At 69.8% G+C, this 25,399-nt stretch carries 17 protein-coding genes; 4 read left to right on the top strand and 13 right to left on the bottom strand.

What is annotated here, in order from left to right; translation table 11 throughout:
* Positions 1-223: 223 nt before the first annotated feature.
* The 5 genes from ACFVXA_RS24610 to ACFVXA_RS24630 form a co-directional block, all read right to left on the bottom strand.
* Positions 224-847, bottom strand: a complete 624-nt coding sequence (locus ACFVXA_RS24610) for a malonic semialdehyde reductase (RefSeq protein ID WP_390026650.1) — start codon at positions 845-847, stop codon at positions 224-226.
* Between the two features lie 149 nt (positions 848-996).
* Positions 997-3,015: an acetoacetate--CoA ligase gene (locus ACFVXA_RS24615; protein ID WP_390026652.1), complete on the bottom strand. Its 2,019-nt coding sequence runs from the start codon at positions 3,013-3,015 to the stop codon at positions 997-999.
* 16 nt (positions 3,016-3,031) lie between these two features.
* Positions 3,032-4,645: a bifunctional 3-(3-hydroxy-phenyl)propionate/3-hydroxycinnamic acid hydroxylase gene (locus tag ACFVXA_RS24620; RefSeq protein WP_390026655.1), complete on the bottom strand. Its 1,614-nt coding sequence runs from the start codon at positions 4,643-4,645 to the stop codon at positions 3,032-3,034.
* On the bottom strand, positions 4,642-5,580 hold the full coding sequence (locus tag ACFVXA_RS24625) for a fumarylacetoacetate hydrolase family protein (RefSeq protein ID WP_390026657.1): 939 nt from the start codon (positions 5,578-5,580) through the stop codon (positions 4,642-4,644). The genes ACFVXA_RS24620 and ACFVXA_RS24625 overlap by 4 nt, the downstream gene beginning before the upstream one ends.
* On the bottom strand, positions 5,577-6,722 hold the full coding sequence (locus tag ACFVXA_RS24630; RefSeq protein ID WP_390026659.1) for a VOC family protein: 1,146 nt from the start codon (positions 6,720-6,722) through the stop codon (positions 5,577-5,579). The genes ACFVXA_RS24625 and ACFVXA_RS24630 overlap by 4 nt, the downstream gene beginning before the upstream one ends.
* A gap of 137 nt (positions 6,723-6,859) precedes the next feature.
* Here ACFVXA_RS24630 and ACFVXA_RS24635 point away from each other — a divergent pair, with 137 nt between their 5' ends.
* Positions 6,860-7,495 (top strand): TetR/AcrR family transcriptional regulator, encoded by a 636-nt coding sequence (locus ACFVXA_RS24635; protein ID WP_362030405.1) that lies wholly within the window; start codon positions 6,860-6,862, stop codon positions 7,493-7,495.
* A 496-nt stretch (positions 7,496-7,991) separates the two neighbouring features.
* Here ACFVXA_RS24635 and ACFVXA_RS24640 read toward each other — a convergent pair whose 3' ends face one another.
* A complete protein-coding gene (locus tag ACFVXA_RS24640) occupies positions 7,992-9,038 on the bottom strand; it encodes a zinc-binding dehydrogenase (RefSeq protein ID WP_362030403.1) in 1,047 nt (348 codons plus the stop codon).
* A 132-nt stretch (positions 9,039-9,170) separates the two neighbouring features.
* Positions 9,171-12,392 (bottom strand): cytochrome P450, encoded by a 3,222-nt coding sequence (locus tag ACFVXA_RS24645; protein WP_390026661.1) that lies wholly within the window; start codon positions 12,390-12,392, stop codon positions 9,171-9,173.
* Between the two features lie 896 nt (positions 12,393-13,288).
* Here ACFVXA_RS24645 and ACFVXA_RS24650 point away from each other — a divergent pair.
* A complete protein-coding gene (locus ACFVXA_RS24650) occupies positions 13,289-13,945 on the top strand; it encodes a TetR/AcrR family transcriptional regulator (protein ID WP_384398108.1) in 657 nt (218 codons plus the stop codon).
* 84 nt (positions 13,946-14,029) lie between these two features.
* On the opposite strand, the gene ACFVXA_RS24655 is transcribed toward ACFVXA_RS24650, so the two are convergent.
* From ACFVXA_RS24655 to ACFVXA_RS24675, 5 genes are all read right to left on the bottom strand, one after another.
* On the bottom strand, positions 14,030-14,782 hold the full coding sequence (locus ACFVXA_RS24655; protein ID WP_390026691.1) for a TetR/AcrR family transcriptional regulator: 753 nt from the start codon (positions 14,780-14,782) through the stop codon (positions 14,030-14,032).
* Positions 14,783-14,958: 176 nt separating this feature from the next.
* Positions 14,959-15,366, bottom strand: coding sequence for an ATP-binding protein (locus tag ACFVXA_RS24660; protein WP_384398110.1), 408 nt, complete (start codon positions 15,364-15,366; stop codon positions 14,959-14,961).
* A gap of 455 nt (positions 15,367-15,821) precedes the next feature.
* A complete protein-coding gene (locus ACFVXA_RS24665) occupies positions 15,822-16,154 on the bottom strand; it encodes an NIPSNAP family protein (RefSeq protein WP_384018106.1) in 333 nt (110 codons plus the stop codon).
* Between the two features lie 72 nt (positions 16,155-16,226).
* Positions 16,227-16,646: an SsgA family sporulation/cell division regulator gene (locus ACFVXA_RS24670; RefSeq protein WP_362030423.1), complete on the bottom strand. Its 420-nt coding sequence runs from the start codon at positions 16,644-16,646 to the stop codon at positions 16,227-16,229.
* 26 nt (positions 16,647-16,672) lie between these two features.
* Positions 16,673-16,933, bottom strand: a complete 261-nt coding sequence (locus tag ACFVXA_RS24675) for a hypothetical protein (protein WP_390026664.1) — start codon at positions 16,931-16,933, stop codon at positions 16,673-16,675.
* Positions 16,934-17,469: 536 nt separating this feature from the next.
* Here ACFVXA_RS24675 and ACFVXA_RS24680 point away from each other — a divergent pair.
* Positions 17,470-19,932, top strand: a complete 2,463-nt coding sequence (locus ACFVXA_RS24680; protein ID WP_384398114.1) for a SpoIIE family protein phosphatase — start codon at positions 17,470-17,472, stop codon at positions 19,930-19,932.
* A 93-nt stretch (positions 19,933-20,025) separates the two neighbouring features.
* Entirely contained in the window at positions 20,026-22,464 is a 2,439-nt protein-coding gene (locus ACFVXA_RS24685; RefSeq protein WP_390026666.1) for a SpoIIE family protein phosphatase, read from the top strand.
* A 177-nt stretch (positions 22,465-22,641) separates the two neighbouring features.
* On the opposite strand, the gene ACFVXA_RS24690 is transcribed toward ACFVXA_RS24685, so the two are convergent.
* Positions 22,642-24,585 (bottom strand): glycoside hydrolase family 47 protein, encoded by a 1,944-nt coding sequence (locus tag ACFVXA_RS24690; protein WP_390026669.1) that lies wholly within the window; start codon positions 24,583-24,585, stop codon positions 22,642-22,644.
* Positions 24,586-25,399 lie beyond the last annotated feature (814 nt).

Genomic DNA, 25,399 nt, shown 5'->3' on the forward strand with positions numbered 1-25,399 from the left:
GCGGTCGACCCCGGCCAGGCCGACCGACAGCGGGCGATGCGCGAGCTCGGCAGTACGGCGCACTTATTGACACGGTGCCGATGGCCCGCGTCTCGTGCTCGTGCCCTGACACCTCTGCAGAAGATCCATCACAGCTACCTCGAAGAACAATGGGCGCCGGTACTCGGAAGAGCACCGGCGCCCACGGCATGGCGCCTCTCACCTACCAGACGGCCGCCGTGCCTCAGGCATAGGCGACGGCGTCCTCGACGGGCACGCGGGGCAGCCGCGGGAACCACGGGTCGGTACCGGGGTGACCGATGTTGACCACCAGTTGCGAACGCCAGCTGGTAGCGGCGAAGAACTCCCCGTCCACTCCGGCCTTGTCGAAGCCCGCCATGGGACCGGCCGCGAGTCCCGCCGCGCGGACCGCGAGCAGGAAGACCCCGGTCTGCAGTGCAGAGTTGTAGGCGGCAAGGCTCTCGCGCGTGTCGATCTGGTCGGCGAACGCCGCTCGGAGCATGTCGCCGCGAGCCGGGAAGACGGTCGGCATCTGCTCGTGGAAGTCGACGTCGTACGCCAGGATCGCCACGGCCGGCGCACTGAGCGTCTTGGCCCTGTTCCCATCGTCGAGATGCCGGACGAGTCGCTCCTTGCCCTCGCGGGTGCGCACGAAGAGCACGCGCAGAGGCTGGCCGTTGGCGGCGCTCGGCGACCAGCGGGCGAGTTCCCAGATCATGGCGAGTTCGTCGTCGGCAACGGCCACCTCGGCAAAGGTGTTCGCGGTGCGGGCCTCGGTGAACAGCACCTTTCGTCCGGCGTCGTCGAGGACATCGAGGGCCTGAGGTGCGCGGTCGGTCGTGCTCATGGTTTCTCTCTTACTTCGGTTGTGCGGATGGCGTGGTGCCGGGGCGGGTCGACCGCTCCGGCACCACGCGGTGGGGACGGGGTTTGCGGAGCCGGGCAGGGCACAAGGACCCAGTGCTGTCACGTGGGCCTGGGGTCCCCTGGCCGACGTCATGTGTCGTGCGCTGACCGCTTGTTCCGCTCCGCGCCCAAGCGGGCGAAGTAGGCGATCAGGTCGGGGTTGTCGACCGCCGCGGGGTTCAGGACCTGCTCTGCGGGGGCACCCTGGAGCAGGCGCTTGACGGGAACCTCGAGCTTCTTGCCGGTCTTCGTGTGCGGCAGGGCCCGTACGGCGAGGATCTCGTCGGGGACGTGGCGGGGTGAGGCGCCGGCGCGGATCGCGTCGCGGATCCGGTCGCGCAGGGAATCGTCCAGGCCGACCCCGTCGGCGAGGACCACGAAGAGCGGCATCCAGTAGCCGCCGTCGGGTTCCTCCGCGCCGACGACGAGGGCCTCGGTGATCTCGGGCAGGCGTTCGACGACGTCGTGGATGTCGGCACTGCCCAGGCGCACGCCGTTGCGGTTGAGGGTGGCGTCGGAGCGGCCGTGGACGATCACCGAGCCGTGCGAGGTGAGCGTGATCCAGTCGCCGTGCCGCCACACACCGGGATAGGCGCCGAAGTAGGCGTCGCGGTAGCGGCTGCCATCGGGGTCGTTCCAAAAGTACAGCGGCATGGACGGCATGGGGCGGGTGACGACCAGTTCGCCGACTTGGTCGAGGACAGGGGTGCCGTCGGGGCCGTACGAGGCCAGCGCCACGCCCAGGTTGGGTGCGGACAGCTCCCCCGCCCAGACGGGGGTCGTGGAGGCGCTGCCGGCGAAGCCGGAGACGACGTCCGTGCCGCCGCTGGTGGAGGCCAGCTGGATGCCCGCGCCCACGTGGTCGCGAACCCAGGGATAGGCGGAGGCGGGCAGAGCGGAGCCGGTGCAGCCGACGACGCGGACGGCGGACAGGTCGTGCACGGAGGGTTCGATTCCCAGCTTGGCCATGGCCAGCAGGTACTGCGGGCTGGTGCCGAAGACGGTGACCTTGTGGCGGGCCGCCAGCTCCCACAGGACGTCCGGACGCACCTGCGGTGCCGGGCTGCCGTCGTAGGTGCAGGTGGTGGCACCGGTCAGCAGGGTGGCGACGACCAGGTTCCACATCATCCAGTGGGTGGTGGTGTACCACAGCAGGCGGTCCCCGACGCCGAGATCGGTGTGCAGACCGAGGGTCTTGAGGTGTTCGAGCAGGACCCCGCCGTGCCCGTGGACGATGCCCTTGGGCAGGCCGGTGGTGCCGGACGAGAAGACGACCCACAGTGGGTGGTCGAACGGCACCGGGGCGGTGGTGAGGTACTCGACGCGAGCAGCCGCGTCCTCCCAGGGCACCGTCAGCCAGGTGTGCCTGTCCTCGGGCCAGACAAGGCCCACGTGGTCCACGAGCACCGTGGCCTTCAGCGTCGGCAGGGCGGCGGCGAGTTCGAGCGAGGCGGCGCGGCGGTCGTGCGTGGTGCCGTTGAAAAGGTAGCCGTCAGCGGTGATGAGCACCGTGGGTTCGAGCTGGGCGAAGCGGTCGGCGGCGGCCTTGGGTGCGTAGTCCTGGCCGCACACCGACCACACCGCGCCCAGGCTGGCGGTGGCGAGGAAGGCGATGATGGCGTGGGGGGTGTTGGGCAGATAGCCCACCACCCGGTCGCCCTGTCCGACGCCAAGGTCGCGCAGGCTGGCAGCGACGGAGGCGACCCGGGCGCGCAGCTCCCGGCCCGTGATCTCATAGCCGGCTCCGGTCTCGTCCAGGGCGGTGATCGCGGGAGCGTCGGGCCGCAGGTTGCGCAGTGCGTGATGGGCGTAGTTGAGGGTGGCGCCGGGGAACCAGCGGGCGCCGGGCATGGTCTCCTCGGCCAGCACCTCCTCGTACGGACTCGTCGCGTCGATGTCGAAGTACTCCCACACCGCGGCCCAGAACCCTTCGAGGTCGGTGACGGACCACTGGTACAGGGCTCGGTAGTCCGTGGGGTCCTGGATCCCTTCGGCGCCCCGGTGCCGGGCCGCCCATCGGGCGAAGTCCGCGATGCGGCTGTGGGCGGCCGACTTCGGGTCGGGAGTGAAGAAGGGTTCCGGATACGGCGCGGGGTGCGGGATGGTCATGGTGTGGTGCTCCTCGTCAGGCGGGCCGGGCGTCGGCGGTACGGCGGCCCGTGTACAGCAGGGGGGCCCAGGCGACGGCGTCCGTGAAGTCGCCGGTGCCGGCCGGGACGGTGTCCATCACGACGCGGTCGGGGCGCAGCAGGACGGCGTCGGCACGGCCGCGTGCCAGCCAGCCGGCCAGGGTGCCGTCGTCGCCCAGGTCATCGGCGTGGATCGTCGGGGCGCCCAGTGCGGTGGACACGGCCGTCATCTGCGCCGTGGGCGGCACGGCGGTCAGGACGGCGAAGGAGTCCCCGAGGACGTCATCGAGGCGCACTCGCCTGCCGTCGTGCCGTACCCAGGGCTGCGGGCAGAAGGTGCCGGCCAGCACGCGGCCGGTCAGCCTGGGGCGGCGCCGTACGAGTGGACCGGCGGTCAGGGCGGGGCTGAGGTCACGGCTCACCGCCGCGGTCACGCCGGGGATGCGACAGACCGTGCCCATGGCGGCCCGGCGGAACGCCGCACCGCCCTCCTGCCCGCCGGTCATGGCCCAGCCGACGGCGACCGCGATCCGGATCACATGACGGGCGTGCGGTTTGCGCTCGCGTTCGTAGGTGTCCAACAGCCCCTCGGGTGCGCCCTGTTGGAGGACGCGGGCGAGTTTCCAGGTGAGGTTCTGGGCGTCACGCAGGCCCGCGCACAGACCCTGGCCGACGAAGGGCGGGGTGAGGTGGGCAGCGTCGCCCAGCAGGAAGACACGCCCCCTGCGCCACCGGTCGGCGAGACGGGCCCGGAAGGTGTACTGCGCCTGCCGCATCACCTCGAAGTCGCCGCCCACCGAGGCACCGGAGGGCGGCAGGTCCACCCAGGGGGCGACCAGCTCACGCAGGCGTTCCAGTCCGTCCGGGCCGTCCAGGGGTTCGTCGTCGGCGAGCCGGAACTCCCAGCGGTAGCGGTCCTCACCGACGCGCATGAAGGTGGCGGGCCGGGTGGGGCAGCAGATCTGCTCGGCGCCTTCCCAGGTGCGCACCGGGCGGCTGGTGCGCACGTCGATGACCCGCCAGCTCTCCTCGAAGTGCAGGTCCTCCCACACGGCGCCGATGGAGTCACGGGTGAGGCTGCCCGCGCCGTCGCAGCCGAGGACGGCATCGGCCCACACGTGCTCCTCCTCGTCGCTGCCGTCGCGCCGGAAGGTGACCCGGACAGGACCCGTGGGATCATCCGATCCGTCGGTGTCCTGGGTGACGGACACGACCTCCACCCCGCCCCACAGCTCGCACTCCGGGCGGCGCGCCAGGGCGTCACGCAGCAGGCGTTCCAGCTCGGGCTGGTCGAACATGCTGGTCTGCGGGAAGCCGTGGTGTCCGTGCAGGGACCGCGGGAACTCGGTGATCACGCGGCGCCGGGCGTCCAGCAGCCGCAGCCCGCGCGCCGGGCGGGCGAGGGCGGCGAACTCCTCGTGGACACCGACGCTCTGCAGGATCCGGCGGATCTCGTCGTCCACGACGACGGCGCGCGGCAGAGGGTAGATGTCCCGGTGGCGTTCGAGGAGCACGCTGCGCACTCCGTGCCGGGCGAGGAGCAGGCCCGCCATGACACCGACGGGTCCCGCACCGATGATCACCACCGGTCTACGCGATGCGGCCTTCATGCTGCGTCCGTAACGGGGGTCCGCTGCTCGCCGAGGTCGATCCGTCCGTCCGGGGTGGCGATCGTGGCGGTGATGAGGTCACCGCTGTGCAGGTACTTGGGGTTCTTGGCCTGGCCCTTGAAGAACGCCTTCCACTTCAGTGCGGGCGGCAGCAGCGCACCGATCTTCTCGGCCAGTTTGGGCGGGGCCTTCAGGGCCGTGCCGCCCGGAGTGCCGGTCAGCAGCAGGTCGCCCGGGTCGAGGGTCTGGAAGCGGGCGAGCAGGGTGAGCGCCTGTGCGGGCCGCACGATCATGTCGGCCAGCGTGCGGTCCTGGCGCGACACGCCGTTGACCGACAGCCGCAGCCGCAGGTTCAGCAGATGGGCGAAGTCCTCGGGCTCCAGCAGGGTCAGGTACGGACCCGTCGGCGTGAAGGTCGGATAGGACTTGCTCTCGTAGAACTGAGTCTTGGTCAGCTGGACGTCGCGGGCGCTGACGTCGTTGGTCAGGACAAGGCCGGCGACGTAGCGGGGCAGGTCCTGCTCCTCGACGACGGTGCCCACGGGGAGGGTCGCGCCCATGACGAGGCCGAGTTCCACCTCGTAGTCGAGGAACTTCACGTGCGCGGGACGGATGATCGTGTCATGGGGGCCGCTGACCGAGCCGGACGCCTTGCGGAAGAAGGTGGGCAGGATGTCGCCGGTGAAGCCCGAATCCTTGGCGTGGCTGCGGTAGTTGACCATCTGGGCGACCACCCGGCACGGGGTGGTGACCGGAGGCAGCGCCACCAGGTCGGCGACGGGCGTGCCGCTCTCGGCGGAGGCGGCGGCCTCGCGGACCGGGTCCCGGTCGGCGAGCAGTTCGGCGGTGGTGACGGCCTTGGTCTCGACGCGAACGGCGCGTTCGTCCCGGACGACCCACCAACCGTCGGCGGTGCGCAAAACGTTGGTGCTCATGAGCTCATCGCTTTCATCAGGCCCAGCAGGCGTGCGGGGTCGAGTTCGTTGTCGCCACGCAGGGCCGTCACGACCTCGCGCAGCTTGGCGGGGGACGGGTTGGCGCCCAGGAAGTCGCGGGTGACCGGTGGGCCCCACTGGGCCAGGCCGCTCGCCGACATCGGCGCCCAGCCGGGCTCCAGGTCGCAGGTGAACAGGTCGCCGTCGGCGAAGTGCTCCAGCATGAAGTGGTCGGGGTCGCGCCAGTAGTCGAAGAGCTGGCTGCCCTGGATGTGCCGGCCGATGCCCCAGCTGCGCTTGTAGCCGCGCTCGGCCAGGTACTCCCCACCGGCGGCGATCGCGTCGAGGTCGGTGACCTGGTAGGCGGAGTGGACGTAGCCGGTCCCGGGCCCCAGGTGCAGGGCCAGCGTGTGGTGATCGACGGCCACGCTCCCCTGGTCGCACCGGATGAACGCCATCGTCGGCCCGCGCCCGCGCTGCGCGTCCAGGAACAAGAAGTCGGACACGATCATCCCGAGGGTGTCCAGGTACCAGTCCAGGGTGCGGGCGAACACCCGTGTTTCCAGCACCACATGGCCCAGCCGCTGGATACGGGACGGCTCACGGGACGGACGCTGGGTGGCGTTCGTACGACGGTGATCGGTACCGAAGTTGAGGATCAGCGGCTCCTGCTCGGGCAGGGCGGCCAGCTGCTCGGCGCAGTGCACGACCCGGACCGGCAGGCCCGAGGGATCGAGCAGGGCGACCGACCGTCCGCCGCCCGGTACGCCGATGTCGCGGACGGTGCTGCCGGTGGCGCGGGCCAGCCGGTCCAGGTCGGCCCGCTCGGCCGCACGGAACGCCGGACCGATGAACCGGGACGCGCTCCCCCGCCGGATGACCATGCAGGGTGAGCCCGCGAAGGTGCCGCGCAGCCACAGCTCCCCCTCGGTGCGGGCGGCGATCGCGAACCCGAAGTCACGCGCGAAGACCTCGGCTCGGTCAAGGTCCGGCTTCTCGAACTCGAGCCAGGCCAGATCCGCCGCCTTGATCACGGGATTCCGGGACCGTCCGGGGTGCTCGCCGCGCAGGGCGCCCTGCTCACTGTGGAGGTCTTGGTGGGGCGTCTGGGGAGCGGCCCTGTTAACGGGGGTGTGGGACATGGTGTCCTCCAAGCAACACTGCTGTAATGAGGAAATCATCAACTTTGGCGTTACCCATCGTCAATAGGGTGGACCCAAATAATTGATAGTCTCATCAGTAATGGCAGACTCATCGCAGCGGTTGTTACACTCGCCGTATGCCGACGTCAGCCCCGCCCAAGAACCGCTTCGAGCGGCGCCGCGCCGAGACCCGTCAGGCGCTCGTCCGCGCGGCCCGGCAGATCCTCGCGGAGACCGGGGACACCAGCGCCAGCATCCAGGCCATCGCCGAGCGCGCGGACGTCGGTTTCGGCTCCTTCTACAACCACTTCGAGTCCAAGACGGAGCTGTTCGACGCCGCGGTGGCGGACGCCCTGGAGGAGTTCGGTCAGGCCATCGACGAGCGTGTCGAAGGGATCGAGGACCCGGCCGAACTCGTCGCGGCGGGCTTCCGGCTCACCGCCCGGATGGCCGACTCCCGTCCGGAACTCATGCGGATCCTGCGTGATCGCGGTCTGGCCCATATTCACGCCCAGAGCGGCCTGTCCCCACGAGCGCTCCGCGACCTGGAGATCGGCATCGCCTCGGGTCGCTTCACCTGCACCAACCCGACCACCGCCCTGTCCGCCCTCGGCGGGACCCTGCTGTCCCTCGTGGCGCTGCGGCTGGCCCGCCCCGACCTCGACGGCGACGAGGCCGCCTCGGACCTGGCCGAGATGGCCCTGCGCATGCTGGGCGTCCCGGCGGACGACGCCCACCAGGTGACCCGGCGGCCACTGCCCGACCTCGGCTGACCCGCACCGGCTGCGCCAGCCCCATGGACACCGGAAAGCCGTGGGCGTCCACCCCGTCCGCCGGTGGCCGCGCGGACCCTTGACCACGACAAGCCCCTGAGACCGGGCTCCTCCCGGACACCGCGCAGCCAGATACGGCCTGCTGCGGATCGATCCGCCGGCCGCCGACGCGGAGCACGCGCGTCGGCTGGCTCAGCGCGGGAAGCCGGTCACAGCGATGCTGCGCGCCTGCCGGCTCGCGCAGAGCCGTATCCTCGACCGGCTGCTCGAAGAGATTTCCCGGCTCACCAGCGATGCCGAGCCGATCAACGCGGCGGCACGCAAGCGCGTCCCACGCAGAGACATCACCCGGCTCGCCCTGCCCGACTTCGTCTGCCCCGGAGTCGGTATGCGCCAGACCCGGATACCGGGAAACCGTGGGCGCCGGTGCTCCCTCAAGCACCGGCGCCCACTCACCCCTGCCCGAGGTGGTCTTGATGAACTTTCTGTTCGGATATCAGGGAACGAGGATGAGGCGGATCGGGTCGCCGATCTTGTTCTCCAGCCGGTTGACCGCGTCGGCGGCCTCGGCGAGCGGGATGTGGTCGGTGATGGAGGGGGCCAGGTCGAGACGGCCTACCTCGGCCAGCCGGACCAGCTCGGTGACGGACTCGGGGCTGCCGCCGTAGTGGCCACGCACCTGCTTGCCCAGGTAGTTGAAGGTCAGACCCTCGGTGATGGTGAGGGGCCTGGGGCTGATGCCGACCAGGACGAGGACTCCGCCCAGGCCGAGTGCGGCGGCGGCCTGCTCGCGGACCGCCGGCACGCCGGCGCAGTCGAAGGCGAAGTCGAGGCCTCGTCCGGCGGTGGCCGCGCGGACCTGGTCGGCGAAGTCGGCGCCGGCCGGGTCGAGGGCGAAGTCCGCGCCGAAGGCCAGGGCGCGTTCCCGGGCGCTGGGCAGCGGGTCGACGGCGATGATCGGTGCGGCGCCGGCCAGGCGGGCGAGGCGTACGTTGTGAGCGCCGACTCCGCCCACGCCCCAGACGCCGACGGACTGGGCGGGGCGTACGCCCGCGGTGGTGACGACGGCGGCGTAGGGGGTGGAGACCGCGTCAGGGATGATCGCGGCCTGGTCGAAGGGGAGGTTGTCGGGGATGGGGATGAGGGTGTCCTCCCGGGCGACGGTGTACTGGGCCCAACCGCCGTCGTAGTCGATGCCGGCGGTGAGCATCTGGGCGCAGGGGCGGCCGCGCACGCAGCCGGCGCACTGGCCGCAGGTCTTGCCGGCCTCCAGAGTGACGCGGGTGCCGACGGTCAGGCCGCGCTTGAGGTCGGGGCCGAGAGTGTGGACGACACCCGCGACCTCGTGGCCGACGGTGACCGTGTCGGAGGTGGCGAACAGCGGGACGAGGGAGCCGTCGAGCAGGTGGACGTCCGAGAGGCAGACGCCTGCGGCCTTGACCTCGATGAGGACCTCGCCCGGGCCGGGCACGGGGACGGGGACCTCCTCCACGGCGAACTTCTTGCTGTCCAGGTGGAAACGTCCGGCGAGCATGGTGTCCATGGTGCTCTGCTTTCTGTGAGCGGCACTCCCGGCGGTTCGGGCCGATGGGTGCCGTGTGGTGCCTCGTGGGTGAGTGGTGGCCGGGAGGGGTGCGGGGTGTCAGGACCGCCGCACCCTCCCGGCGTCAGAGGGTCAGGCGAAGACGTCCTGCTGGTAGCGCTCGTCCGCTTCCAGTTGGGCGAGCCACTGCTGGGCGGCCTCGTCGTCGCTGCCCGTGTGCTTGCGGTAGATGGCGGCGAGCGCCTCGCGCACGGCGGGTGCCATGCGGCGCCCGTCGCCGCAGACGTAGATGTACGCACCGTCCTGGATGGCCTGCCACACGGTGTCGGCGGCACCTACGATGGCGTCCTGGACGAACCGGGCCGGGTGTCCGGTCACCGCGGAGAAGGCCGTATGCACCTGGGCGATCCCGGCCTGCTCCCAGTCCTGCATCTCCTGCCGGTAGAAGTAGTCGTGCTCCGGGTGACGGCAGCCGACGAAAACCTGGGACAGTCCCACCTGGGTGCCGTTCGCGTGCTGGTGGGCGCGCTCCTCCAGGAAGCCGCGCAGCGGCGCGATGCCGGTGCCGGGGCCGATGAGGAGCAGCGGCGTGGCGGGGTCGGCCGGCGGGGCGAACGTCGGGGAGGGCACGCGCACGTAGCCGTAGAAGACGTCACCGGGATTGAGGCCTGCGATGTAGGAGGAGCAGGTGCCGCGGTACCGGCCGTCGCCGGACAGGGCCGGCCCTTCCAGCAGACCGACGGTCAGCCGCACGTGCCGGGGGTTGGCCAGCGGGGCGGAGGAGATGGAGTAGAACCGCGGGCGGATCGGGCCCGTCATCTCCAGGAAGACCCCGAGCGGCAGTTCGACCGCCGGGAAGCGCTCCAGCAGGTTGAGCACGGAGACTCGCTTGCCCAGGACCTCGGTCTGGTAGCGCTCCTCGGCCTCGGCGGTGTCGGCCGTGTAGGCGTCCAGCTGCGGCCGGGTCCACGGGCACTCGGTGTGCCCGGCCAGCGTCTGTATCTGCGAGCGGGTGGCCACGTCCTGCAGCTCCACGAACTCGGTGAACAGCAGGCCCGCTGTGACGGGAGTGCCCACCGGGAGGTGCGTACGGCCGCCCGCGGGCTGGTCCAGACGCAGGACCTGGTCGCGGTCGATGCCGAGCCGCGCGACGGCGCGGTTGACCAGCGCGGGCTCGTTCTTGGCGAAGACGGCCAGGTGGTTGCCGGTGTCATAGGTGACACCGTCGGGGAGTTCGATGGTGATGGACTTCGCGGCCGGGCGCGGCGGCTCGATGCTGAAGTCCCACAGCCCGGTCGCGTCGCTGACCAGCTCCTCGTTGCCGACCACGGTGAGGGGGTAGGCCTGCTCGGAGACGATCGCGGGACGCACCTCCGCCTCGGTCAGCAGCTGCACCTCGAAGCGCGGCCCGGTGGTTTCGGAGGTGTCGGCGGCGTACTCCTCGGCCAGGGTGGCCCACAGGGTGTCCATCCAGCGGGTGGCCATGCCGTCGAAGTCACCGGCGGCGTCCGCGATGCCGCGCTCGATGACGCGGGTGGCGCCGGCGGCCAGCAGGCCCGCCTCGATGCGCTTGGGGAAGCCCTGGTAGGTGGCCACCCACTGGGTGTTGCCGGCACCCAGCAGCGCGAACCGCACGTCGGACAGCGAGCCCTCCGGGAGTCCGGTGGCGAGCAGGTCGTCGAAACGCTGCGCGTTGTCCGGGGCCTTGCCGTTGTAGCTGGAGGCCACGACGACGAGCAGGCCCTCGGTGGGCAGGTTGTCACCCAGCTCGTCCAGGCCGACCAGGGTGGTGCCGAATCCGGAGCGCTCACCGCGGTCGGCGATGGTGCGCGCCAGGTCCTCGCACGAGCCCAGGCTGGAGCCGTAGGCGACGGTCAGGTTCACCCCGACACCGCTGACCGCGGCCTGCGCCCGCGTGTCGTCGGTCTGCAGGTCCACTGCGCCGAACACGGTCCGCTCGTGCTCCTGACGGGCCCGCACGGTCAGTTCGAAGCCGCCGGGCTTGCGCGTCAGCGCCTCCTTGACGTCCATCTTGTAGTCGTCGGGGTCGGCGAACTTGAACTTCTGCAGCACCAGCGCGAGGGCCAGACGGGCCTCGGTGAGCGCGAACTGTCGGCCGATGCAGGCACGCACGCCGTTGCCGAACGGCTTGTAGGCGTGCGGGTGGTGGTTGACCCGGTTCTCCGGCAGCCACCGGTTGATGTCGAACTCCTCCGGCCGCTCCCACGCCTTGGGGTGGGTGTGCAGCGGACCTTCAAGGATGTTGACCCGCGCTCCCTTCTTCAGCCCGTAGCAGCCGCCGATGACGGTGTCCTCCAGCGGGGACTTGCCGATCATCGGGATGGGAGCCCACAGGCGCAGGGTCTCCTCCAGGATCCGCGGGATCACGTCCATCTGCATGATCGTGTCGTAGTCCGGGACCGTGTCGCCCGGCAGCAGCCGGTCCACCTCGGCGTAGGCCTGGGCCAGGATGTGCGGGTTGCGCATCAGCGAGTACGTGGCGAACGACAGCAGACCGCTGGTGGTCTCGTGACCGGCGATCAGGAACGTCAGCACCTGATCACGGACGTTGTCGTCCTCCAGCCCCTTGCCGGTCTCCGGGTCGGTGGCCTCCAGCATCAGGCCCAGTAGGTCATCCTCACCGGTGCCCTTCCCATCACGACGCTCCTTGATCACGTTCTCGACCAGGTCCCGCATCAGCCGGATGTTCTCGCGATACTTCCTGTCGTCGGCCTTGCGCATCTTGGTCATCATCGGCAGCTCCTGCGAGCGCCGCAGCGACTCGACCAGCGCCTGCAGCAGCGCGTTGAGGAAGGGGTGCAGATCCTCCTTGGCGAAGGAGTCGAACCGGTATCCGAACCCCGTCAGGGCGATGGTGTCCAGGGTCAGCCGGGTGTAGTCGTCGGTGATGTTGACCGGCCGGCCCTCCTTGCGCTCCCACTTGCCCACCAGGTTCTGGGCGATCTCCAGCATCTGCCCGAAGTAGCTCTTCATCGCCCGCTGGCTGAAGGCCGGTAGGAGGACTCGGTGCGCCATGCCCCATTCCTCTTCGTGCTGGTGGGCCGTGAACAGGGCGGCTCCCGCGTAGTCCCGGACATGGGCCAGCGGCGTCTTGTCGATCTGCTTGAAGAACCGCGTCTCGTCACAGACCTCGGCCACCAGGTCCGGGTCCCAGACGAAGACCTGCTCGATGCCGGCGATCTCCATGCCGTAGAGCCCCTCGGGGAACTGCTTGGACAGCCTGCCGAAGTACTCCACCGGGTTGGTGCTGGGGATCTGCGGCGTGTGGCCGAAGAGCGGGACCCCCCGGGGAGACCGGATGGGCCGCAGGTCGGTCTCGGGCTGTGTGGTCATGGCTGGCTCCTTCAAGGGGAAAGGCGGGCAAGGGTGCCATTCGGTGTGGCGGGGCGCCGGCACGGCAGCACCCGGTTTCCATACGCCGTATGCCTTCAGTGGTACCATACGACGTATGGAAACTCAATCGGCAGACCTGGGATCGAGAAGCAGGAATGTTCGACTCATCAGGGACGGCGTCGCTCGCACAGCGGGGTCGCATCAAGATCAGGCGCTTCCGAACGCGCTCCCGGCTGGAGGAGGCGAGGGGCGCGGCAGGTCGTCGTCAGCCGGCGGCTTGACCGGACTTCTCCTGACGGGTGCGGCCGGGGACACCTACGATCCGCGACGGCGGCCGCGGCGATCCGCGACGGTGGCCGCGCCGACGTGCGGTTGAGCAGCCAATCCCCGGCCTGCCAGTACGCATCGGGAGGCTGGGTCTGCACCCACGCGCGTTGGCGGCTGACGGCAGCGCCAGAGAGGCAGGCGCGTGTGCCGCGCCGCGGCGGTGCCTCTGATCTTTACGCCGCGCTCGATTAATCTCTACGCCGCGCTCGATCGGTCCGGCATCAGTCCGTAAGAGCGGGCAAGCCGGGTTCGCCAGGGACTCCTCGGCAGGCCATACCTGCGATCTGCCGCCGCAGGCGAGTACACGGGGGGTGGGATCGGTCGACACGCCTCGCCTGTTCTGCCGCCTGCACGCGTCAGGCGGCAGTGCGCCGAAGCCGCTGCTCAAGCGTCTTGCCGCACCCCTCGAGCGCAGCTTCCAGCCGAGCGTTTTCCTCTAAGGCGCGGCTTGGCGCCCTCGTCGACCACCAAGGCCGCCAGTCCGGGACTGTCCGCGAAGCCGGAGGAACGAGGGGCTGAAAACGGTGCCACTGCCCTCCACGTTGGCGAAGGCTGGTACCGTACAACGTATGGCGACTGAACGGAAGCCCCCTCGGGGCACGAGAAAGAGGGACGTGCCGCTCACCAAGGACGGCATCCACGCCATGGCGTTGCAGCTCATCGACGCCGACGGGGTCGAGTCGCTCACCATGCGCAAACTCGCGACCGCGCTCGATGCGAACCCGATGTCGCTGTACCACCACGTGCCCAACAAGGACGCCGTGCTGCGCGGCGTGGCCCACCGGGTCGGTTCGCAGTTCAGCGCGGAGGAGCGGGGAGACATCCCCTGGCAGGACCGACTGCGCGAACTGGCCCGGGACTTCCGCGAACTGTCGCACCGTCACCCGAAACTGATGGGGTATTCCTTCACGCGCCCCGACTACGTGCAGCCGGAGGACCCCTTCTGGCAGGCACTGATCGACATCCTGGCCGCCGCGAAACTGCGCGAAGAGGAGATTCCGCGCGTCGCCGCGACCCTGGTCGGTGTGTTCACGGGTCTGCTGCTCAGCGAACTGAACGGGGCACTGCAGCGGTGGGTCACGCTGCCACCAGCACTGTCGGACCCCGACGGGGCAGACGCGCCCCCGCCCTCCAAGGACGTGATCGACAGCATGTTCAACTCCGCGCTGGACGCCGCGGTCGCCGGAGTGGAGAACCATGCCGCACGAGCCCGCGAGAGTCTGTGACGGAAGCGGAACGGCTCCGGTGGGGCGGTGGGCGGTCCGGCGGCGTCCCCGCCGGGCCGACATGGCGCACTGGGCTCTTGGTCGTCACTGCTCTTGCGGGTCGAAACCGGCCGCCATGTCCGAGACGGGATTCCCCGGGGGCTCTTCTTCGCAGCGTGCCGCCGGTGGTCGGAGTTGACGGGGGATGCATCCGGAGGCGCGCCCGGAGTTCTGCGGGGGCCGGCCGTCGCACCCACCGTCGTGATCGGCCGTGAGCCGACTTTCCAGGCCGCTGATGATCGTGTCCAGCACCAGGCGGAACATCCGGTCCTCGCCAAAGCTCTCGCTCGTCGGCCCGTCCTCGCCGGAGGCGGGTGTGGTGGGCTGGAGGTTCGACCACCGGTGGAGCGCGCCGTTGAGTTCGGCGATCATCACGCCGATGACGACGGCGCACACGAGCGCGGCGAGCTGCGGGATCTCCGACTGCGGAACCTCTGCGGCATCAAGTACAGCGGCTAGCGCGACCCAGAAGGGATCTTCGGGCTGGATGAAGTCCGGCTGGCTGAACGAGTAGGCCATGAGGTTCGGATGGCGGTGTGCCAGCGTCCGGAAATCCGTGGCAAGCAGGCGCATGCGCTCCTGCCAGGGAGCGTCTTCCAATGTCACGGTGCGGAACCGGGCGCCGACCATTCTCGCCACGCCACGCAGCAATGCTTCCTTGTTCGGCACATGGTGGTACAGCGACATCGGGTTCGCGTCCAGCGCGGCGGCGAGTTTGCGCATCGTGAGCGCCTCGACCCCGTCCGCGTCGATGAGCCGCAGGGCGGAGGTGCAGATCCCCGCCTCGGTCAAAGGCACAACCCTCTTTCGAGTGCCCCTTGGGGTACGCTTCGCACTTTCCATACAATGTATGGTACCAAGCCGCACGGCGTATGGAAATTCTTGCCCGAGTGAGGCCGTGCGTTCCGGCGGCCGGGCGAGGGGGCTCGCCGCCCGTGGTGGCGTATGGGGCGGCCGGACCCTTCATGGTCGGGTCATGGGAAGGCGGTGATGTCGACCCAGTGGACGGCGTGGCCTGCCTCCTGGCATTCCCCGTGTGCGTCCGCGAGACAATCGATGATCAGCAGCCCGCGACCGTGTTCGTCGGCGGCGAGGCCGACCGTCCGGTCGGCCTCGGTAGCGGCAGGGCCCCCGTCGGCCACCTCCACGTGCACATGGCCGTCGGCCGGGTCGCAGTCCAGTCCGAAGCTCAGCGGTGGCTGGGCATGCTGTACGGAGTTGGTGACCAGTTCCGAGACGGTCAGCAGCACCGAGCCCGCCATCTCCTCGCTGACCCCCCACCGCGTCAGCAACTCCAGGGCGATGGTGCGGGCTTGGCCGGCGGCTTCCGGACGGTGCGCCAGGGTCCACGGCCGGGTCAACGTCCCTATCGCATACGTCACAGCGATCGCCTCCTCCATCGCCCCGTGGGCCTTCCGGCTGCGAGGTCTTATTTGTCCGGTTTCACCCAGATTCGTCTGCGACACCCGTGTACGTCTTCGCGGCCAGCGCCCAACCTCTCTACCGGTCAGCGGGAACGTCGCGTGTGCAGGAGGCAGTGGTAAGCCCACCGCCGTCAGCGATACGGCGCCCCCCGCTGCCGGCCCGGTCCGGAGGCGCGATGCCACCGCCATCGAGGTGCCGGGCAAGCGCGGCAGCCCCGGCCGAAACCGTGCGCGCTGCTCGGGCTGGGCGGAGACGGGCGTGGGCACCCCTCCGCCGGGGCTGCCGGCGGAGGCCCCGTCGGCCGCGCCATGGTGTGAGGGCGGATGAAGGCTCGCGCGCGGGCCCGGAGCTGCCAGGACTCTGGACCCTGCCGTAAGAAGGCCGCCGCAGGCTTCGAGCGGCTCGGTACCTGTCACCGCAAGGGTGAGTCGGCGGTGGGCATCAGCACGGACTCGGCGACGCCGACGATCTGGCTGATGTCGAATCCCTCCATGTCCGCACGGAATTCGGGGCTGGACAGGTACGCCTCCAGCCGCTCCTGAACGTCGTCGGCGTCCCGGTAGGAAACGAGGGCGTACAGCTGGGGCGCCTCACTCCCGGGAGGCGCTGCGGGCACCGTCCACACGCCGTGTGTGGCGATCCTGTGCTTGGCCATACCGGGAATGTGCTTGGACCAGATGTTCTCGTAGGCGACGAGCGCCTCAGGGCTGCGCAATGTGTAGACACGAAGCTGGTACTGGGACATGAACTCTCTTTCCTTCTCTCTTCTGTGGCCGGGGCAAAGATCCCCATCCGCACGGCGGTTGAGAGGCTTCTCTCAGCCTTGTGCAAACAGGTTCGCCAGTTCGAGGTCCCAGTCGATGTGTCCGGACTCGGTACCCCGTGGCACTAGCGCCTCCGCGTTCTCCAGGAAGGCCTTGACGTCCTGCACGGGAACCTCGAGCAAGGCGGTGCCCGCGGGAGACCCGAGGACGATGTACATCACTTGGTCACCACGGCCGACGGCCGACCAGACCCGGACGTCCCCACAACCTGCGGAACCCGTCAGGCCATCGGCCAGCACATCACGCCCCAGGACCCATTCGGCCGGCTCGTCCGTGTCGGTGAAGAAGGTGGCACGGACGACATAGGGATCAGTGGGCTCGTATCGCAGGCTCATGCGCATGGACAGCGAGTAGGTGCGCGAGATGACAAGCTGCACGGCCACCCCCTGCATAACGGTCCTCAAAGACTCCATCGACTTCACTCCTGCCTGGACAGCGGTCAGCGACAGCTGATCTCATCCCGACCGTCGTGGTGCCAGCCATGGATCTCGTCCCAGGAGTAGCCCAGTTCAAGCAGGTAGCCGACACCGTGGTCCCAGCGGTAGTCGCCGGCGTTGACGCTGACGTTGACGGCCGGGCGCTGGACGTGCGCGGATGCGGAAGTCGCAGCCGAAGCGGTGCCGTCTGCGCCGAGAACAGCGACACCCGTGACCGCCACGGAGAAAGTGGTGACGGCAACGCGCCTCGTGAGCTTCTTCATGGTCTTTCCTTCCCGATTGGTGCGATCTGCGCTATCGGCTGGATGCAGGCGCAGTGCGGCGCCTGGCGTGGTCCGCCGAGCAGACTCTTCCATACGGCGTACGGAAGCACTCTCTCAGGATTACCATACGCCGTATGGAACTGTCGAGGTGGCGAAAACGGCCCACACAGCCTGCGGCGGCATGAACAGCACATTGGCGCAACCTTCGGACTCGACCACAGCCTGAGCCGAGCCGCCACCCTGGGCCGAGCGGTCGCCCCGGGGGGCTTGACGATAAAGCGGTCGTATCTGACTATTTCATCAGAAGTGGACAAAGTCGTCCAAGGTCGGCAGCTCGGTGACGGGCAGACCGGCGATCTCGCTCCGGTGGACCGCTCAACTGTCGGCGAGGTCGGGCGCCGCATCGCACGCCCGGCGCGGCCGGTCCCGCTGGGGCGATCCTCAGCCCCGGCCATCACCCTTCCAGCCCGGCTACAGATCGGGCCAACGCCGCCCACGCCGACGCTGCCTCACACTTCCGCACCGATGGGAACCGGATGACGAACACCAGCTACACGCCACTCGCCGAGCCCGCGAGCCCCCGAGAGATACCCGACGCGGCAATAGCGATGCTCGATGCGGAGGGGATCGTCGTGGGGTGGACGCACGCCGCCGAGCGGCTTGTCGGGTACTCGGCCGGGGAAGTGGTGGGCCGGTCCGCCGCACACGTACTGCCGCCCGCCGAGGACGCCCCGAGTGCTTCGGCGTTCGCCGAGCAGTGCCGTGCCCAGGAGGGCTGGTCCGGCACCGTGACGGTCCGCCACCGCGACGGCCACGCCATCAAAATGACGCTGCGGATCTCGCTGCTGTGGGGGCAGGACGCCGGCACCTGGTGGCTGGTGTCCGTGACCGACATAGGCACCCTGTCATCGGGGGCGTCCAACGGAGCTGTGCGGGAGTCGCTCCTGGCCCACGCACCGATCGGCATCGCCCTCTATGACCTGCAGCTGCGCTGTACCTGGGTCAATGACGTCATGGAGCGCCACGACGGCACTCCTCGGGAGCGACGCTTCGGACGCCGCCTGCGGGACTCACTGCCCGCCGTCGAGGCCGAAGCGCTCGAGGTGGTGATGCGGCAAGTGCTGGAGAGTGGCTCCACCATGGTCCACGAGTACCGGGCGTGGTCGTCGACGGACCGGCGCCGGGAGCACGCGTTCTCGGCCTCGTTCTTCTGCCTCCAGGACGCGGACGGCACGGCACTGGCGGTGTGCTCCATGAGCGTGGACGTCACCGGCAACCGGCGGGCGCGTGAGCGCCTTGCCATCCTCTGCGAAGCCGGCACGCGCATCGGCAGCACCCTCGAGGTCATGCGGACCGGGCAGGAACTGGCCGACCTTGCCGTGCCGCTGCTGGCCGACCACGTAGTCGTCGATCTGATGGAGTCGGTTCCGTTCGGCGTGGATCCCTCGGCGGGGACCGGCGCGGCGAACGGCCGCCCACCTGTGCTGCGCCGTGCCGGTGTGGCCTCCATCGACCCGGGTGTCCTCAAGCTGCCGTGGGTGCGCCAAGAGGTGGTCCGCCCCGTCGCGACCTCGCTGTTCGCCACCGCCCTGCGCACGGGCAGGTCTTACCTGGAATCGGTGCTGGACACCTGTTCAGGCCCCTGGGTCAGTCACGATCCTGTACCGACGCAGAAGCTCCGTGAGAGCGGCGTCCACTCTTTGATGGTCGTACCCATCCGTGCGCGGCGCTGTGTGCTGGGACTGGCGGTGTTCGGCCGCTCCGAGGAGCCGACGCCGTTCCAGGAGGACGACCTCCTCCTCGCCGAGGAACTCGTCACCCGGGCCGCGCTCAGCCTGGACAACGCTCTCCAGTACGCCCGCCAACGCACCGCGGCCCTGACGCTCCAACGCGATCTGCTCCCCCACCATGTGGGAGGTGGCGCCGCCCTCGATGTGGCCTCGCGCTATGTGCCGGCTGACATGGACCACGGCGTGGGGGGCGACTGGTTCGACGTGATCAAGCTGTCCGGCGCCCGGGTGGCCCTCGTCGTCGGAGATGTGGTCGGACACGGCATCAACGCCGCGGCGACGATGGGCCGATTGCGCACCGCAGTCCGCACGCTCGCGGACCTGGAACTGCCTCCCCACGAACTGCTGGCGCACCTCGATGACACGGTCAGGCGGCTGAGCGAGGAAGATGCCGACGCTGCGGACCCGTACCCCGCGGCGGTGGGCGCCACCTGTCTGTATGCCGTCTACGACCCGGTCACCCGGCGGTGCACGATGGCGCGGGCCGGGCATCCCCCGCCCGCGATCATCGACCCGCAGGGCCGTATCACTTTCCCCGACATGCCCGCCGGGGCCCCGCTCGGCCTCGGCCTCGGTCTGCTCCCCTTCGAGTCCGTGGAACTGGAACTGCCCGTGGGAACACTGCTCGCGCTCTACACCGACGGCCTGGTCGAGTCCCGCGCCGACGACATCGACGTGGGCCTGGATCGCCTGGGCGCCGCCCTGGCAGTGCCCGGTTCCTCCCTGGAAGACCTGTGCTCTCAGGTGCTCGAGACCTTGCCGACTCAGTCTCCGGCCGACGATGTCACCTTGCTCCTTGCGCGGACTCGCGGACTCGAACCGGCTCAAGTGGCCTCCTGGGAACTGCCGAACGATCCGGCCACTGTCTGCATCGCCCGGCAGGCTGCCGCCCATCAGCTCAGCGAATGGGGGCTTGGGTATCTGGTGGCCACCGTGGAGCTGATCGTCAGTGAACTCGTCACCAACGCCATCCGCTACGGCGGCGGGCCGATCCGCCTACGCCTCATCCAGCACCAGGTCTTGACGTGCGAAGTCTCCGACAGCAACACCAGCCACCCACGCCCCCGTCAGCCCCACATCATCGACGAGCAGGGCCGCGGTCTTTTCCTCGTCGCTCAGTTGTCCCGCAGGTGGGGCTCCCGCTCCGCAACGGACGGCAAGGTCGTCTGGGCCGAACAAGACCTGCCCTCCAAAGCCCTTGCGGCGTGACGCGCGACCGACCGGGCGGCCGACGGCCGCTGCAGCATGCCGATCTCTCGAGCCGCGGGCTCACGCCAAGCAAGCCACAGAAGGAAGCCACGGATGGACATAGAGAACGTCAAGAACGCCTGCTCGGCAGCCGCCTCCCAAGGACCGACGGGCGTCTCCGGTTCCGGTCCCAGCGGCAGGTCGCACGCCTTCGACGGTCCGGCAGCCGCCGTGCTCGACAGTCGAGGCGCGGTGGTGCGGTGGACCGGGGCAGCAGAGGAGCTGACCGGGTTCCGCGCCGAGGAGGTCTGTGGCCGCCCCGTGCGGGAACTGGTGGCCGGCCTCCCGGACGGCGACCTGCGCGACGCGGAGATGCCGGCGTCCGGCCGGGTACGGCTGTGGCACCAGTGCGGCGACACCATCGATGTCACCTTCCGGACCAGCAAGGTAGGGGGCTCCGGCTCGGCGGAGGTCCTCGTCCTCGCGGCCCCTACACACCACGTCGCCGACCACGAGCAGGGCGCAGCGCTCCTGCGTGCACTGTCCGCACAGAACCGGATCACGATCGCCGTGCACGACACGGATCTCACCACTGTGCAGACGAACGCCACGCCGGGCACTCTCGACGGCCGTCCGGTACAGCCCGGCGCTCGGCTGAGCGACGTGCTGTACGCCGAGGACGCCGAGGACCTCGAGGCCGTACTGCGCCAGGTACTCGAGACGGGTGCCCCAGTGGTCCGCAGGAACCAGCAAGTGAGCTGGCGGCACGATCCGGCGCGGCAGCACGCGCTGTCGCTGTCCGCCTTCCGTCTGGAGGACGCGCGAGGACGCCCCACGGGGGTCGCGGCCCTGTATTTCGACAACGCCGACCAGATGCGCGCACGCCGTCATCTGGATCTCGCCCGCGAAGTGGCCGAGCGGGTAGGAGGATCCCTGGATGTCGTGCGCACTGCGCAGGACCTTGCGGACGTTCTCGCACCTGCCTTCGGGGATCTCGCCGGAGTCGACCTCGCGCACTCCGTTTTCGACGGGGACGAACCCTCGAAGCAGCTGAACGCTGGAAACATGGGCAACGCGGCCCTTGCGCCGGCCAACGCGGTGTGGCCGGCCGGCATCAAGCGCGGCGAGTCCATCCCGCCCCTTCCCGACCACCCCCTGCTGCGCAGCTTCCGACACGGCGAGCCAGTCGTCTTCGGCCTTGACGAATTCATCGCCATGGTCAAAGGCCCGCAGCTGGTCGAGTATCTCGTCCCGAAGGACACCCATTCGGTGATGGTGGCACCGTTGCATGCCCGCGGGCTCACGCTCGGCACCATAACCGTCTGGCGCTGCGGCCGATCCGACCCCTTCACCGAGGACGAGGCGGATCTCATGAAGCAGATCGCCTCACGGGGTGCGCTCGCCATCGACAACGCCCGCCGTTACACCCGCGAGCACCGGGCGGCCGTAGCACTGCAGCAGAGCCTCCTGCCCCCGGCCACGACCGACACTCCGGCAGCAGAGACCGCCGGCGCCTACCTGCCCGCAGGTGGAGGAGCGGACATCAGCGGCGACTGGTACGACGCCATTGCTCTGCCCTCTCTCCGGGTGGCCCTTGTCGCCGGAGACGTGGTCGGCCACGGCATGCCCGCAAGCGCCACCATGGGCCGCCTGCGCGCCGCCATCCAGACGCTCGCGGACCTGGAACTCGAACCGGACGAGCTGCTCACCCGGATCGCGGACCTGGTCCAGCGCCTCGCGGCCGAAGCCTCACTCGGCGACGGCGACACCGTCGGCGGCACGTGCCTGTACGCGGTCTACGACCCGGTCACCAGGCGCTGCACCATGGCCAGTGCCGGGCACCCGCCGCCCGTCCTGGTCCGGCCCGACGGAGCCGCGGAAGCAGTCGGGATGTCCCCGGGGCCACCACTCACCCTCAGCGGCATGCCGTACGAGACCACCGTGATCGACATCGAACCGGGCAGCGTCCTCGCTCTCTACACCGACGGCCTGGTCGAACGGGGCGACCGCGACATCGGCCAAGGCCTGCGGCGCCTGACGGAAGCCCTCGCCGCGTCGTGCCGTCCGGATCGTGCCCTGGACGAAACCGGCCGGGCTCTTCTCGCCGACCTGGCAGACGAGGCGCCGCGCGACGACGCGGCCCTGCTGCTGGCCCGCACCCGCGCCGTCCCTGCGGAGGACACCGCTCACTGGGAGATCCCGGCCGATCCGGCCGCCGTCTCCAAGGCTCGAGAGTGGATGACCCGCCAACTCACCACGTGGGGCCTGGCCGACCTCCTCTTCACCACCGAACTCATCGTCAGCGAACTGGTGACCAACGCCATCCGCTACGGTCGTCCGCCGATGGACCTCCGTCTGATTCGCCACCACCTCCTGGTGTGCGAGGTCACCGACTCCAGCAGCACCCAACCCCGCCTGCGGCGTGCCCGCACAACCGACGAGGGAGGACGCGGCCTGTTCCTCGTCGCTCAAATCGGCGGACGATGGGGCTGCCGCCATGGCCAGAACGGCAAGACGATCTGGTCCGAGCAAGCCATCCGGGATTCCCCCTGAAGCCACGGCTCACCGAGGTCACGGCAGAGTCACCCACAGCTCCGATGTCTCTCGACCCGGTGTGCCAGACAGCAGCTACCCGGGGCCGGAGTCCGCTAGCAGCCCCCACGGCAGTAAGGGCCGTGGATGCCGGGGGCACGAGGAAACGCGGCGCCGGGGTATGGGAGCGCATCGCGGTTACGCCCTTACCAGTTGCCACTGCTGGGTGGTGGCATCGGTCACGGGTCGCTGCACCACCGCGGCACCGTTGCCGGTGCCGGCGAGGTCGGCTGCCTTGCCGCTGGTGCGGTCGATGAGCCGGTGGTAGCCGTCGCCGGTGGGCCGGAGCGTCCACTGCTGACCGGCGCTGCCGTTGTGCGCCCGCTGGATGAGTGCGGTGCCGTCCGTCGCCGCCGAGCGCGAGGCATCGAGAACCTTGCCGCTGTGGAGGCTGGTCAGCTTGGTGTGGCCGCCGGTCGTGGCGGCGATCCAGCGCTGGTTGGCGCCACCGTGCGGGGTCCAGGCGATCACCGCGGCGCCGTCCCTGGTCGACGCGCTACTGACGTCCATCGCGTGCCTCGTGGCCCGGTTGAGCAGTCGGTAGGTGCCGCTCACGTCCGGTGCCGCGACCCGGTTGAGGCCGCGCAGCACATTGCCCTCGGTGGTGAGGTAGTTGGTGGTGTAGTCGAAGCGCGGCGCACCCGCCCACAGCAGGTAGAAGTACTTCATGTTCTCCGAGTACCAGTAGCCCGGCGTGAGGTCGCCCTTGGTGGTGGGCGTGGTCGTCATGTCCGACACCACCGTGTAGCCGTTCGCGACCTTGCAGTGCGTCTTCTGCGCGTTCCAGAGCCACTTGGCGCGGTCGCGGTAGACCTCCTTGCCGGTCAGCAGCCACAGGAACAGCGCCGAGTCGGCGTATTCGGGGCGCAGTTGGTACTCGGTGCTGGTGGCCGTGAGGGTCGTGCAGTCGATGCCCTCCGGCGGCAGCCTGAACTGCGTCACCGCGGCCGCCCACGAGGAGTGGTACGACTCCCCCTGGCTCGGATTGCCGCCCTGGGCGAGCAATCCGGCATAGAAGGAGGTCAGTTCGGACTGCCGGCGTCCGACCACTGCACCCGTGTTCATGTTGACGGACATGAACCAGAGCCGTCCGTCGTACGTCTCGCGGAGCCGCCGCAGCACCGCCGAGGTGAGTGTGTCGTACCAGCCACGGATCTCCGTGTCCCCGAAGAACTGATAGGCGTCCCAAAGGTATTCGAAGAACGAGTCCACGGGTGGGTCGACCCGGGCGGTGGTGTCGGTCCAGGCTCCGGTGTTCACGTCGAGCGTCGTACCGACCAGATCAAGTGCCGACCGCCGGTCGTACGCCGCCTTCAGTGCCCGCTTGGCCGCGGTGAAGTACTTCTGGTTGCCGGTGAGTTGGGACAGCCAACCCAGCTCGGTGATGTTGCTGCCGACCTCGGCGAGCGGCACCTGGTTGCCGCTGACCGCGCCGGTGCGCAGGTTGACGTACCGGTAGGGGGCGCCCGTCGAGGACGATGTGAAGGCGGGCAGCAGCCGGTCGGCGAGCTCGCGGGCCTTGGCGAGCAGCACGGCGTTCCCGGTGGCGTGGTAGCCGGAGAGCAGTCCGCCCACCATCCTGATGATCGCCTCGAAGACATGGACGCTCGCGTCGCGGTCGAAGTCGAGGTGGGTGCCGATCCAGGAGATCGCCGCGTCCAGCTCGCCGTCCAGCTCCATCAGGTACAGGGTGTCGAGCGACTCGACGAGGGTCAGGCCCAGCGGAACCCCGTCGATGAAGAAGTCCGAACCGGTGCCGCGGACCGGCCGCAGCTCGTCCCGGCCCCAGCTCAACCGCCGGTAGGCGGTCCAGGCCGTGAGGAACTCCTGCCGTACGTCGTCCGCGAGTACGCGGTCGGCCGGGCCCGGCGCCGCGAAGGCGGGCGCTGCGCCCGGACCGCCGAGCGCAGCGGCGCCGACCGCGCCGCCCAGCGCGCCGCGGAGGAGGGCGCGCCGGGAGAACTGTGCGGCCGGTGAGCTGGAAGGCGCGTAGAGCGGGGCCTTGAACTGGCCCCCGGACACGGCTTCGAGCGGGAGGGTCGGCGGTCTCCGCCGGAAACGGGCGGTCGGGGGTGTCGCCATGTGGGGGGCCTCCATCCGGGGCGGCTGGGTGCGGATGCGTGCAGACGAGCGGATGCGGGTGGTGCCTGACGCGTGACGACGCTGTCTTCTTATCCTTTTGCGGCCCATGATGCGGCGGTCGGGGGAACTCATGGCCTGTGGCGCGCCGAGGGGCGGGCGGGTCCACTGAGGTGCGTGCCGGAGTGCGAGGTTGGGCGGCACGCCGGTAGCTGAGCGTGCGTCACCGTCATATCCACCTCCATCAGATGGCTGCCCGGCGGCGTCATCGCAGCGCGCGCCCGAGTGCGAAGCCCGAGATGGTGCCCCATCGCGCTGGAGCTACGGGGTCGGCCGGCCAGGAGCGACGTCCGCGCCTCAGAGGCATGCGCACACCCTTGCGCCGGTGGCACAGGACCGGACGCCCGGCGTGAGAGCACGCGCTCATGACCGACGTGCCTCGCACGACGGATGCGCACATCGAGGGCGCGAATGCGCCCCTCTCACGCGGTTCCGACCGCCATCCGTGACTGTTTGGCTTGACATGCAACGCGCACTGCCCAACTGCCCGGACCGCCACGAAGTCGCTGTCAGGGCGTCCACAGCCCCGGAAGCCGCCCTCGACACCCACCGCCTCCGTGAACCCAGGCCTCACAACCTTTGGCGCGGCGCAGCGGTGATCTCCGGCTTCCCCCCCTGCTCCACCTGCCCCGCGACTCCGAATGGGCTCTGGAGCCCGTGAAACCGTCGTTGCCTCGTCTCCCTCGGCATCGGACGGGTCGGACGTCGTCCACGGCCAGGTAGTGCGCCCCTTGTTCGAGGCGAACGTCGTCGACGC

The sequence above is a fragment of the Streptomyces sp. NPDC058246 genome (assembly GCF_042881985.1).
Classification (GTDB): Bacteria; Actinomycetota; Actinomycetes; order Streptomycetales; family Streptomycetaceae; genus Streptomyces.